Genomic DNA, 11,980 nt, shown 5'->3' on the forward strand with positions numbered 1-11,980 from the left:
AGTCGGTACTTGGGTGCGGTCGTACGCCTCAGTGCTTGGCGGGCAGGAAGCCGACCCGGTCGTACACCTGGGCGAGGGTCTCGGCCGCGACGGCTCGCGCCTTCTCCGCGCCCTTGGCCAGGATCGAGTCGAGCGTCTCCGGGTCGTCCAGATACTGCTGGGTGCGCTCCCTGAAGGGCGTCACGAACTCGACCATGACCTCGGCGAGGTCCGTCTTGAGCGCACCGTAGCCCTTGCCCTCGTACTTCTGCTCCAGTTCCGGGATTCCGGTGCCGGTGAGGGTCGAGTAGATGGTGAGCAGGTTGCTGACGCCCGGCTTGTGCTCCGCGTCGTAGCGGATCACGGTGTCCGTGTCGGTGACCGCGCTCTTGACCTTCTTGGCGGTCGCCTTCGGATCGTCGAGGAGGTTGATGAGGCCCTTCGGAGTCGACGCCGACTTGCTCATCTTGATCGACGGGTCCTGAAGGTCGTAGATCTTCGCCGTCTCCTTGAGGATGTACGGCTTCGGGATCGTGAAGGTGTCGCCGAAGCGGCCGTTGAACCGCTCGGCGAGGTCGCGGGTCAGCTCGATGTGCTGGCGCTGGTCCTCGCCGACCGGCACCTCGTGCGCCTGGTACAGCAGGATGTCGGCGACCTGGAGGATCGGGTACGTGAACAGGCCGACGCTGGCGCGGTCGGCGCCCTGCTTGGCGGACTTGTCCTTGAACTGGGTCATGCGGGCCGCCTCACCGAAGCCGGTCAGGCAGTTCATGACCCAGGCGAGCTGGGCGTGCTCGGGGACATGGCTCTGGACGAAGAGCGTGCAGCGCTCCGGGTCGAGCCCCGCGGCCAGCAGCTGTGCGGTGGCGAGCCGGGTGTTGGCGCGCAGGTCCGCCGGGTCCTGCGGGACCGTGATCGCGTGCAGGTCGACGACCATGTAGAACGCGTCGTGGGACTCCTGCAGGGCCACCCACTGGCGGACGGCGCCGAGGTAGTTGCCGAGGTGGAACGAGCCTGCTGTGGGCTGGATTCCGGAGAGCACGCGGGGTCGGTCTGTCGCCATGTTCACCATTCTCTCAGGTCTCGGGACCCGGTCCGGAACTGGTTCGGAAGAGATGCGACACGGGTGGGAACCGATCCGGTTCGGGCGGTGTACCAAATATGTGGAGACGCGGGAGGGGGGCCGCATCGTCGATGAGGCCGCGGTGATCGCACGCGTACGCGCCGGAGAGCCGGAGGCGTACGCGGAGCTGGTGCGGGCCCACACGGGCATCGCACTCAGGGCGGCCGCGGCACTCGGGGCGGGAGCGGACGCGGAGGACGTGGTGCAGCAGGCCTTCGTCAAGGCGTACTGCGCGCTGGGCAGGTTCCGGGACGGCGCGGCGTTCAAGCCGTGGCTGCTGTCGATCGTCGCCAATGAGACGAGGAACACAGTGCGTACGGCGGCGCGTCAGCGCACGCTCGCCGGCCGGGAGGCGGCGTTCGCGGAGGCCGAGCCGCTGATACCGGAATCGGCGGACCCGGCGGTGGCCACGCTGGAGACGGAGCGCCGCGCGGCCCTGCTCTCCGCCCTGGACCAGCTGAGCGAGGACCACCGCCTGGTCGTGACCTACCGCTATCTCCTGGAGATGGACGAACCGGAGACGGCCCAGGCCCTGGGCTGGCCACGCGGCACGGTGAAGTCCCGGCTGAACCGCGCGCTGAAGAAACTCGGGCGATTGCTGCCGGATTTCCGACCTCGGGAAGGGGGTGATGAGTGTGAGTGACGGACGGAAGTCGTACGACGGTGAGGGCGCCGCTGAAGGTGCGAGTGCCGGTACCGGTGAGGGCGGCGGGCGTCGGCGGGTGGGCCGCGATGGGCACGCTGGTGCCTCTCGATTGCCCGCGGAGCTGCGGGCGTTGGGGCGTTCGCTGGACGCGCGGGGTGCTGACGGGGGCGAGACCGCGGGGTCCGAGACGATGGTCGAGCGGGTGCTGGCGCAGATAGTGGCCGAGCAGATCCCCGTCCCCGTTCAGGAGGCCGGGCCCACCGGGGTTCGGGAGCGGCTGCGGGCCGTCCGGCGCTGGATGCGGATGCGGCGGCGGGCGCTGGTGGCGGCCCTGTGCGGTGTGCTGACGGTGCTCGTGCTCACGCCTCCGGTGCGGGCGGCGGTCTTCGACTGGTTCGGCTTCGGCGGGGTCGAGGTGCGGTACGACCCGTCGGCGGTGCCCTCGGCCGGGGCTGAGGTGCCCGGGTGCGGGCGGTCGGTGACGCTGGCGCAGGCCCGTCGGCGGGCGGGGTTCGAGCCGGTGGTGCCGGACGCGCTGGGCGTGCCGGACGCGGTGACGGTGACCGGTGAGCCGCGGGGTCGCTTTCTGGTCAGCCTGTGCTGGCGGGAGGGCGGGCACACGGTCCGGGTCGACGAGTATCCGGCGCGGTTGGACGTCGGTTTCGCCAAGACGGTGCGCGAGCCGCCGGAGTGGTTGTCGCTGAGCGGGACCGTCCCGCCGGAGGGCATACAGGACCCGGCGCTGTGGTTCGCGCGACCGCATCTGCTGAGTTTCTGGCTGGTGGACGCGGACGGGGACCGTTTCACGCGGGAGGAGCGGACGACGGGGCCGACGCTGCTGTGGACCCATGTGGTCGGTGGGGTTCCGGGCGAGAATCTGACGTTCCGTCTGGAGGGTGTGGGGTCGAAGGAGCGGGCCGTGGAGATCGCGCGGTCGCTCGATCGACGGAGGTAGGGCGACCTGTGCAAGTGGCGCGAACTGTGCGAGGAGTGCGGGCAGTTCAGACGGCGCGGGTGGGGTGGGAACCTCGGCGGGTCGAGCGGTGTACCAGAAGTGACAGGCGGCTCGCGGTCGGGCCGTACGGGGATCGGCTGGTTGGGGGTTCGGGTGTTCGGCGGCGGAAGTACGGGCGGGGCTGGCGGAGTTACGGGCGGGACGCGCGGGAGTGCGGGCAGGGCTGGGAGGTGTCCGGGCGGGGTTCGTGAACTGGCGGCGCTGAGCGGGGCGTTGGCGATGACGCTGGCCCTCATGCTGTGGGGCGCGTCGGACGCGGCGGCGGGCGGGCCGACGAGCGTGCTCGTGACCTCGCCGGAGAGCGAGCAGGCGAAAGCGCTGTACTACTCGGACGAACAGTACGGAGAACTCCAGCAGTTGCTCGGGCCGGAGGGCAAAGGCACCCGGGACAAGCCGCCCGAGGCCGATCTGGCCCACGCCCGGCAGATCAACGTCACCTGGCTGGCGCACGACATATCGCCCTGGCGGATCGACCGGGTCTTTCCGGTCGATTCCCGGCCGCAGGCGGTCTGGATCCACACGGCGGCCGACGCCTCGGAGAACACGAACCTGAACGGCTATTGGCACCGGGCCGGGCAACCCGCCCAACTGCACGCTCTCTTGAAGAAGTTGGGTGTGACGGGCAAGGACACCGGCGACGGCTACTCCGGCATCTTCCCGGCACCGTGGCAGTCGACCGAGCCCGCGCCGGCGACCGTCGCACCTGACGCCGACACGGCGGCCGGGACCACCACGGTGCGGGTCTCCCTGCCGGACAAGGGTCATGGCACCGACTGGTGGTGGGCGATACCGGGTGCGGCTGCCGGAGCGGTACTGGCCCTGGTTCTGCGGCCGTTCGTCGCGCGGCTGCCGTTGGACCGGTGGCGGAAGGGGCGGGAGCCGGGGCCTCGGCAGGAGTTGCGGGACGTGTGAGGGGCGGCAAGAGACGGAGGGGGGAGGAATGGAAGTCGGAAGGGGACGGGCGAGGTTGCGGAGCCTGTGTCTCGTGGCCGGGCCGGTGCTGATGGCCCTGGTCGGAATGCACCAGGTCCAAGCGGCTCCGCTCCGGGACATCCCGGATCTGGCGCTGGTCGTGGCGGGCGACACGGGCCGGACGGAGACCTGGCGCTCCGGGGAGTCGTCGTTCGCACGCCTGTGGACGTTGCTGCAGCCGACATACGCGGGGACGGAGCGGGTGTCGCAGGAGTGGGAGGCGGGCCGGTATCCGGCGGTGCGGATGACCGTGGTGTGGGGGCTGACCGGGGTCGGGGGCTGGCCGCGGACGAGTCGGGCTCCGGGTGGCGATGTCGCGGTGGAGCGGGAGGACCAGTTGTTCGTGGCCGCGGACGGCACACCGTGGGTGCGGACTGATCCGGCTCCGGAGGTGGCGGACGACGACATCCGCTGGCATCGGGCACCGCGTGCGGTCTTCGCGCAGTTGGAGCGGGCAGGGGTTCTCGGCGGAACGGGTAACGGCAGCAAGGCAGTTGGGGGCGGGTCCGGATCGGCGGGGCTGGCCGGGCCCGTCTCGTGGGCGGCAGCAGGTGTGGCTGTCGGGGTCGGCGGCACGCTGCTGATACGCCGCGCGGCGGCCCGGCGTGAGGCCGGACCGCCGCGCGAGGAACCACGACAGGAACTCATCGATCTGTGAGAGTCGCCGATCTTTGACAACTCAACAGAGGGCGTATGTCAGCTGTCAGCCGAGGTCGATCTCCGGGTAGAGCGGGAAGCCGGCGACGAGGTCGGTGGCACGGTGGGAGATCTCGTCCGCGATCTTCGGGTCGAGGATGTGCTGGGCCTTGGACGGCGCGCCCTTGCTGGTGGTGCCGGGCTCCGTGGTGGTGAGGACCCGGTCGATGAGACCGGCGACCTCGTCCATCTCGGCGGTGCCCAGTCCACGGGTGGTCAGGGCGGGCGTGCCGATGCGGATGCCGGAGGTGTACCAGGCGCCGTTGGGGTCGGCGGGGATGGCGTTGCGGTTGGTGACGATGCCCGAGTCGAGCAGCGCGGCCTCGGCCTGGCGGCCGGTGAGGCCGTAGGAGGAGGCGACGTCGATCAGGTTGAGGTGGTTGTCGGTGCCGCCGGTGACGAGGGTGGCGCCCCGGCGCATCAGACCGTCGGCCAGCGCACGGGAGTTGTCGACGATGCGCTGGGCGTAGTCCTGGAAGGAGGGCTGCCGGGCCTCGGCGAGGGCGACGGCCTTGGCTGCCATGACGTGCGGGAGCGGGCCGCCGAGGACCATCGGGCAGCCGCGGTCGACCTGGTCCTTGAGGGAGTCGTCGCACAGGACCATGCCGCCGCGCGGGCCGCGCAGCGACTTGTGGGTGGTGGTGGTGACGATCTGGGCGTGCGGGACCGGGTCGAAGTCGCCGGTCAGTACCTTGCCCGCGACCAGGCCGGCGAAGTGCGCCATGTCGACCATCAGGGTCGCCCCGACCTCGTCGGCGATCTCGCGCATGATGCGGAAGTTCACGAGACGCGGGTAGGCGGAGTAGCCGCCGACGATGATCAGCGGCTTGAACTCACGGGCGGACGCGCGCAGGGCCTCGTAGTCGATGAGGCCGGTGACGGGGTCTGTGCCGTAGGAGCGCTGGTCGAACATCTTGCCGGAGATGTTGGGGCGGAAGCCGTGGGTGAGGTGGCCGCCGGCGTCCAGGGACATGCCGAGCATGCGCTGGTTGCCGAAGGCCTGGCGGAGTTCGGCCCAGTCGGCGTCGGAGAGGTCGTTGACCTGGCGGACGCCCGCCTTCGCCAGGGCCGGGACCTCGACGCGGTCGGCGAGGATCGACCAGAAGGCGACGAGGTTGGCGTCGATGCCGGAGTGCGGCTGGACATAGGCGTGGCGGGCGCCGAAGAGTTCGCGCGCGTGCTCGGCGGCGAGGGACTCGACAGTGTCGACGTTGCGGCAGCCGGCGTAGAAGCGGCGGCCGATGGTGCCCTCGGCGTACTTGTCGCTGAACCAGTTGCCCATGGCCAGGAGGGTGGCCGGGGAGGCGTAGTTCTCGGAGGCGATCAGCTTGAGCATCTCGCGCTGGTCGGCGACTTCCTGGCCGATGGCGTCGGCGACGCGCGGTTCGACGGCGCGGATCACGTCGAGGGCGGCGCGGAAGGCGATGGACTCGTTGGAGAGGGGCGCGGAATTGTCGGGCATGGGGACCTCCGGACGTGGCGTTCGGCGTTCTCGGTACGGCCCAGGCGCACGGCACACATTCCAGCTCGGGCCGCTCCCCGATGGTCGGTCCCATCCCAGCGCGCCAGTCACGGCCCGCCGGTCAGCCTACCGGGCGTGCCGGACGGTGCGGCTCCTGCGTCCACCATGCGGGCGAGGATAGGAAAGGGGCACCCTCACCCCCGGGAGACGCCGTGACCAGTACGGAAGCCAGTAACCAGGACAGTACGGAAGCCCTCATCGCCGCCGCCGAGGCGCACACCGCGCACAACTACCACCCGCTGCCGGTGGTCGTCGCCACCGCCGACGGTGCGTGGATGACGGACGTGGAGGGGCGGCGCTATCTCGATCTGCTGGCCGGGTATTCGGCGCTCAATTTCGGGCACGGCAATCCGCGGCTGCTCGCGGCGGCGAAGGCTCAGTTGGAGCGGGTGACGCTGACGTCGCGGGCGTTCCACCACGACCGGTTCGCCGCGTTCTGCGAGGAGTTGGCCGAGCTGTGCGGCATGGAGCTGGTGCTGCCGATGAACACGGGCGCGGAGGCGGTGGAGACCGCGGTGAAGACGGCCCGGAAGTGGGGGTATCGGGTCAAGGGCGTGCCTGAAGGGCGGGCGAAGATCGTGGTGGCGGGCAACAACTTCCACGGCCGTACGACGACGATCGTCAGCTTCTCGACCGACCCGGAGGCGCGGGCGGACTTCGGCCCGTACACGCCGGGCTTCGGGATCGTGCCGTACGGGGACCTCACCGCGATGCGGGCGGCGGTGAGTGAGAACACGGTGGCCGTGCTGCTGGAGCCGATCCAGGGGGAGGCGGGCGTGCTGGTGCCACCGGCCGGATATCTGGCGGGGGTACGGGAGTTGACCCGGGAGCGGAACGTGCTCCTCATCGCCGACGAGATCCAGTCCGGGCTCGGGCGGACAGGGCGGACGTTCGCGTGCGAGCACGAGGGGGTGGTGCCCGACATGTATGTCCTCGGGAAGGCGCTGGGCGGTGGGGTGGTGCCGGTGTCGGCGGTGGTGTCGAGTGCGGAGGTACTGGGCGTGTTCCGGCCCGGGGAGCACGGGTCGACGTTCGGCGGGAATCCGCTGGCGTGTGCGGTGGCGCTGGAGGTGATCGCGATGCTGCGGTCGGGCGAGTACCAGGCGCGGGCCGCGGAGCTCGGGGAGCATCTGCACCGGGAACTGCAGGAGTTGACCGGTACGGGCCGGGTGACGGCGGTGCGCGGGCGGGGTCTCTGGGCGGGGGTCGACATCGCCCCGGCGGTCGGGACGGGCCGGGAGATCTCGGAGAGGTTGATGGACCGGGGCGTCCTGGTGAAGGACACCCACGGGTCGACGATCCGGATCGCACCGCCGCTGATGATCAGCCAGGAGGACCTGGACTGGGGGCTGGCCCAACTGCGGGCGGTGTTGGGGGTCCAGGGCCGTTGCCGGTCCGGGGAATCTCCGGAGATCGGTGAGAGGGCCCACATGGGAGGCCCGTGGCGATCTCCCCTCCCCTAGAGTCACTTTGTGCTCTTTGGAATGGTGTGCGCGCTCGGCGCGGCGGTCTGCTTCGGTACGGCGACGGTGTTGCAGGCGGTCGCCGCGCGGGCGGCCACGGCGGGTGGGGGCGGGGACGCGGCGCTGTTGCTGCGGGCGCTGCGGCAGTGGCGGTATCTGGCGGGGCTGGGGCTGGACGGGCTGGGGTTCGTGTTCCAGATCGCGGCGCTGCGGTCGCTTCCCATCTACGCGGTCGGGGCGGCACTGGCGTCGAGCCTCGCGGTGACGGCCGTGGTGGCCGCGCGGCTGCTGAAGGTACGGCTCAGCGGCGTGGAGTGGGGAGCCGTCGGCGTGGTGTGCGCGGGCCTCGCGATGCTGGGGCTGGCGTCCGGGGCGGAGGGGGACCGGGCCGGGTCGACAGCGTTGAAGTGGGCGATGCTCGGGACAGCGGTGGTGGTGCTGCTGCTCGGGCTGGTCGGGGGGCGACTGCCGGAGCGGGGGCGGGCGTTGACGCTCGGTCTTGGCGCCGGGTTCGGGTTCGGGGTCGTCGAGGTGGCGGTCCGGCTGATCGACTCGCTGTCACCGTCGACGCTGTTCGGCAATCCGGCGACGTACGCGCTGCTCGTCGGTGGGGGCGCGGCGTTTCTGCTGCTGACGACGGCTCTGCAGCGGGGGTCGGTGACGACGGCGACGGCGGGGTTGGTGATCGGGGAGACGATCGGTCCGGCGCTGGTCGGGGTGGTGTGGCTCGGGGACCGTACGCGGGACGGGCTTGAGTGGCTGGCGGTGTTGGGGTTCCTGGTGGCTGTGGCGGGGGCGTTGGCATTGGCGCGGTTCGGTGAGGCGCCGGCGGAAGCGGCCGACGAAGCTCCCGTGGAAACGGCGTAGGCCAGGACACACGAGAACGGCCGCGTAGGTCACGGCAGTACCCGGCACAGCGCCTCCAGCGCCCCCGCCCACGCATGGTCCGGTGGTGTGCCGTAGCCCACCACCAGGGCGTCCAGGGGGTCGGCGAGGGCGTGTTCGTGGCGGTAGAAGGACAGGGCGTGGAGGGCGAGGCCCTGCCAGGCGGCGGCCTGGACCACGGACCGTTCGGTGTCGGGTGGGAGGCTGAGGACGGCGTGGAAGCCGGCCGCGATGCCGGTGACGTGGACGTCGGGGGCGTGCTGGGCGAGGGCGTCGACCAGGGTGTCGCGGCGGCGGCGGTAGCGCAGGCGGGCGGCGCGGACATGGCGGTCGTAGGCGCCGGAGTTGATGAACTCGGCGAGGGTCAGCTGGTCCAGGACGCCGCAGGTGTCGATGCCGCCCTTCGCCTGCGCGACCTCCTCCATCAGTGAGGGGGGCAGGACCATCCAGGCGAGGCGGAGGCCGGGGGCGAGGGACTTGCTGGCGGTGCCGAGGTAGACGACGTGGTTCGGGTCGAGGCCCTGGAGGGCGCCGATGGGCTGGCGGTCGTAGCGGAACTCGCCGTCGTAGTCGTCCTCCAGAACCAGGCCGCCGGTGCGTCGGGCCCAGTCGACGACGGCGGAGCGGCGGTCGTGGCGGAGGGGGACGCCCATGGGGAACTGGTGGGCGGGGGTCAGGAGGACCGCCGGTTCGTCCGTCAACCGGCCGGGGTTCGTGCCCAGTTCGTCGTAGGGGAGCGGGCGGGTGCGCAGGCCGGCCTCGTCCAGGATCTGCCAGTGGACGGCGAGGCCGTAGGACTCCACCCCGATGGTGCGGGCGCCGCGGGTCCGCAGGACGGCGCCGAGGTGGCGCAGGCCGCTGGAGATGCCCGCGCTGATCAGGATGTGCTCGGGGTCGGCGCGTACGCCGCGGGCGCGGGAGAGGTAGGCGGCGAGGGCGGTGCGGAGTTCGACGCGGCCGCGGGGGTCGCCGTAGCCGAGGGCCTGGTAGGGGGCGTTGGTGAGGGCGCGGCGGGCGGCCTTGAGCCACTCGGCGCGGGGGAAGGCGGCGAGGTCCGGGGTGCCGGGGACGAGGTCGTAGGTGGGGCGACTGTGGAGGCGGCGGGGTGGGGTCGTGTCGGTGGGCGGGACGACGGCGCGTTCGGCGACGCGGGTGCCGGAGCCCTGGCGGGCGGTGAGCCAGCCCTCGGCGACGAGGTCGGCGTAGGCGTCGGCGACCGTGTTGCGGGCGACGCCCAGGTCGGCGGCGAGCGAGCGGGAGGAGGGCAGCCGGGTGCCGGGGGCTAGGCGGCCGGTGCGGACGGCGTCGCGCAGCGCGTCCGTGAGGCCGCGGCGGACACCGGTGCTGGTGGCGGTCGGATCGAGATGCAGGTCGACGCCAAAAGTGGCCCAAGGTTTCGCCATGGAAATGGACCATACTCCTGGGCTGCCTGACTTCTAGAGTCAAGACATGACCACAGCACAGGAAACTCCTTACGCCCACGAGCACAGCCCCCGCCTGGACTGGGCCCAGCACGCGCCCGAGGTCTACAAGGCGATGGTCCGTCTCGACATCGCCGCCCGGCGGGGCCTCGACCCGAAGCTGCTGGAACTGGTGAAGATCCGCACCTCGCAGCTCAACCACTGCGCGTACTGCCTCGACATGCACACCAAGGACGCGCTCGCGGCGGGCGAGAGCGTGGAGCGGATCATCCAGCTCGGCGCGTGGGAGGAGTCGCGGCACTTCTACACGGAGAAGGAGCTGGCGGCGATCGAGCTGACCGAGGCGGTCACCGTGATCACGGACGGTTTCGTGCCGGACGAGGTGTACGCGCGGGCGGCCGAGCAGTTCGAGGAGGCCGAGCTGGCGCAGCTGATCGCCGCGATCACGGTGATCAACGCGTGGAACCGGTTCGGGGTGAGCACGCGGATGGTGCCGGGGCACTACAAGGCGGGACAGTTCAAGTGACGTCGCCTGGACGGGTGTTGGGCCGTGAGGTGCGGGGGCGTCGGCCGTGAGCAAGGTGGAGTTGTTCCGGAGTCTGCATCGGCGGCGGCTGCCCGGTGATCCGCTGGTGCTGCCGGGGCCGTGGGACGCGGTCAGTGCGCGGGTGTTCGTGGAGGCCGGGTTCGCGGCGCTCGCCACGCCGAGTGCCGGGGTCGCCGCCTCGCTCGGGTACGAGGACGGGGCTGTGCCGGCGGACGAGATGTTCGCGGCGGTCGCGCGGATCGTGCGGGCCGTGGATGTGCCGGTGTCGGCGGATGTCGAGGGCGGTTACGGGCTCGCGCCGAAGGAGTTGGTGGAGCGGCTGCTGGAGGCGGGGGCGGTGGGGTGCAACCTCGAGGACTCCGAGGGCGGGGTGCTCAAGGACCCGCGGCAGCACGCCGAGTGGCTGGCCGAGGTGCGGGCGGTGGCGGCGGAGCGGTTGTTCGTCAACGCGCGGGTCGACACTTTCCTGCACGGGGACGGGAATCCCGAACGGGCCATCGAGCGGGCGGCGTTGTACGTCGCCGCGGGTGCCGACTGTGTCTATCCGATCATGGCTCCGGCGGATGTGCTGCCGTTGCTGCGGTCCGGTATCCAGGGGCCGGTCAACGCGCTCGCCCGGCTGGACGGCGAGGGCCCCTCGCTCACCGAACTGGGTGAACTCGGGGCCACGCGCATCACGTTCGGGCCGGGGCTCCAGCGCTGGGCGACGCTCGCGCTCAAGGAGAGGGCCGTAGAGCTGAAGGGGTGAGCGGGGTCAGGACAGCCAGGCCTTCCAGGTGGAGGGATGGCTGTCCACCCACTTCTTCGCGGCGTCGGCCGGGGAGAGTTTCTGGTCGGCGATCATCAGGGAGACCTCGTTCTGGTCCTCGGTCGTCCACTTGAACTTCTTCAGGAAGGCCGCCGCCTTGCCGCCGCGCTTGGCGAAGTCCGTGTTGAGGTACTTCTGCAGCGGGGTGTGGGGGTAGGCGCAGGCGACCTTGGCGGCGTCGGCGTCACAACCCTCCTTGTAGGCAGGGAGTTTCACCTCGGTCATCGGGACCTTCTTGAAGAGCCACTGGGGGGCGTACCAGTAGGTGAGGAAGGGCTTCTTCTCCTTGGCGAACTGCTTCATCTGGGTGATCTGCGCGGCCTCCGAACCGGCGAACACCACTTGGTAGTTGAGCTTCAGGTTCGTCACCAGGGCCTTGTCGTTGGTGACGTAGGAGGGCGAGCCGTCCATCAACTGGCCCTTGCTGCCGCTCTCGGCGGTGCGGAACAGCGAGGAGTACTTGTTGAGGTTCTTCCAGTTCGTGATGTCGGGGTGCTGCTTGACCAGGTAGGTCGGGACGTACCAGCCGATGTGCCCGGTCACCCCGAGGCCGCCCGCGCGCGTGATCGTCTTCTTGTCGTCGACGTAGCGCTTCTCCTGGTCGGGGTGGCCCCAGTCCTCCAGGATCGCGTCGACCCGGCCCTGGCTGAGCGCGTCCCACGCGGGAACCTCGTCGACCTGGACGGTGTCGACGCGGTAGCCGAGCTTGTGCTCCAACAGGTACTGCGCGACAGCCACGTTGGCCTGTGCGCCCACCCAGGACTGGACGGAGAGGGTCACGGTCTTGGCGCCCTGCGCGTTGGCGAAGGGCGAGGCCTGCTTGGTCATGTCGGCGGCGCCGCAGCCCGAGAGCAGGGCGAGGGATGTCACCGCGGCGACCGAATACAGCGTACGAACTCGCAT

Annotated in this window: 12 protein-coding genes and 1 riboswitch; of the genes, 8 read left to right on the forward strand and 4 right to left on the reverse strand. The window is 70.9% G+C overall.

Annotated features, from left to right (window positions below):
• Positions 1–28: 28 nt before the first annotated feature.
• On the reverse strand, positions 29–1,042 hold the full coding sequence (gene trpS, locus OG504_RS21840) for a tryptophan--tRNA ligase (RefSeq protein WP_405991345.1): 1,014 nt from the start codon (positions 1,040–1,042) through the stop codon (positions 29–31).
• Between the two features lie 142 nt (positions 1,043–1,184).
• Here trpS and OG504_RS21845 point away from each other — a divergent pair, with 142 nt between their 5' ends.
• The 4 genes from OG504_RS21845 (at position 1,185) to OG504_RS21860 (ending at position 4,393) form a co-directional block, all read left to right on the forward strand.
• Complete coding sequence (locus OG504_RS21845) at positions 1,185–1,745, forward strand: RNA polymerase sigma factor (protein ID WP_405991346.1); 561 nt, start codon at positions 1,185–1,187, stop codon at positions 1,743–1,745.
• Positions 1,732–2,703, forward strand: a complete 972-nt coding sequence (locus OG504_RS21850; protein ID WP_405991347.1) for a hypothetical protein — start codon at positions 1,732–1,734, stop codon at positions 2,701–2,703. The genes OG504_RS21845 and OG504_RS21850 overlap by 14 nt, the downstream gene beginning before the upstream one ends.
• Before the next feature lie 279 nt (positions 2,704–2,982).
• The gene (locus OG504_RS21855) at positions 2,983–3,675 is read left to right on the forward strand and encodes a hypothetical protein (protein ID WP_405991348.1); all 693 of its coding nucleotides are present in this window, start codon (positions 2,983–2,985) and stop codon (positions 3,673–3,675) included.
• A 28-nt stretch (positions 3,676–3,703) separates the two neighbouring features.
• A complete protein-coding gene (locus OG504_RS21860) occupies positions 3,704–4,393 on the forward strand; it encodes a hypothetical protein (protein WP_405991349.1) in 690 nt (229 codons plus the stop codon).
• A gap of 45 nt (positions 4,394–4,438) precedes the next feature.
• Here OG504_RS21860 and OG504_RS21865 read toward each other — a convergent pair whose 3' ends face one another.
• Complete coding sequence (locus OG504_RS21865; RefSeq protein WP_405991350.1) at positions 4,439–5,893, reverse strand: glycine hydroxymethyltransferase; 1,455 nt, start codon at positions 5,891–5,893, stop codon at positions 4,439–4,441.
• 31 nt (positions 5,894–5,924) lie between these two features.
• A riboswitch (ZMP/ZTP riboswitch) is annotated at positions 5,925–6,014 on the reverse strand.
• Positions 6,015–6,105: 91 nt separating this feature from the next.
• Here OG504_RS21865 and rocD point away from each other — a divergent pair.
• Both rocD and OG504_RS21875 read left to right on the forward strand, forming a co-directional pair.
• A complete protein-coding gene (gene rocD / locus OG504_RS21870; RefSeq protein ID WP_405991351.1) occupies positions 6,106–7,416 on the forward strand; it encodes an ornithine--oxo-acid transaminase in 1,311 nt (436 codons plus the stop codon).
• A 21-nt stretch (positions 7,417–7,437) separates the two neighbouring features.
• The gene (locus OG504_RS21875) at positions 7,438–8,283 is read left to right on the forward strand and encodes a hypothetical protein (RefSeq protein WP_405996399.1); all 846 of its coding nucleotides are present in this window, start codon (positions 7,438–7,440) and stop codon (positions 8,281–8,283) included.
• A gap of 29 nt (positions 8,284–8,312) precedes the next feature.
• Here OG504_RS21875 and OG504_RS21880 read toward each other — a convergent pair whose 3' ends face one another.
• Positions 8,313–9,704, reverse strand: coding sequence for a PLP-dependent aminotransferase family protein (locus OG504_RS21880; RefSeq protein WP_405991352.1), 1,392 nt, complete (start codon positions 9,702–9,704; stop codon positions 8,313–8,315).
• Positions 9,705–9,750: 46 nt separating this feature from the next.
• Between OG504_RS21880 and OG504_RS21885 the strand changes: the two genes are divergently transcribed.
• On the forward strand, positions 9,751–10,248 hold the full coding sequence (locus OG504_RS21885; protein WP_405991353.1) for a carboxymuconolactone decarboxylase family protein: 498 nt from the start codon (positions 9,751–9,753) through the stop codon (positions 10,246–10,248).
• A 46-nt stretch (positions 10,249–10,294) separates the two neighbouring features.
• Positions 10,295–11,017, forward strand: a complete 723-nt coding sequence (locus tag OG504_RS21890) for an isocitrate lyase/phosphoenolpyruvate mutase family protein (RefSeq protein WP_405991354.1) — start codon at positions 10,295–10,297, stop codon at positions 11,015–11,017.
• A 6-nt stretch (positions 11,018–11,023) separates the two neighbouring features.
• Here OG504_RS21890 and OG504_RS21895 read toward each other — a convergent pair whose 3' ends face one another.
• Positions 11,024–11,980, reverse strand: a complete 957-nt coding sequence (locus tag OG504_RS21895; protein WP_405991355.1) for an ABC transporter substrate-binding protein — start codon at positions 11,978–11,980, stop codon at positions 11,024–11,026.

This window comes from Streptomyces sp. NBC_00986, from assembly GCF_045162565.1.
Classification (GTDB): Bacteria; Actinomycetota; Actinomycetes; order Streptomycetales; family Streptomycetaceae; genus Streptomyces.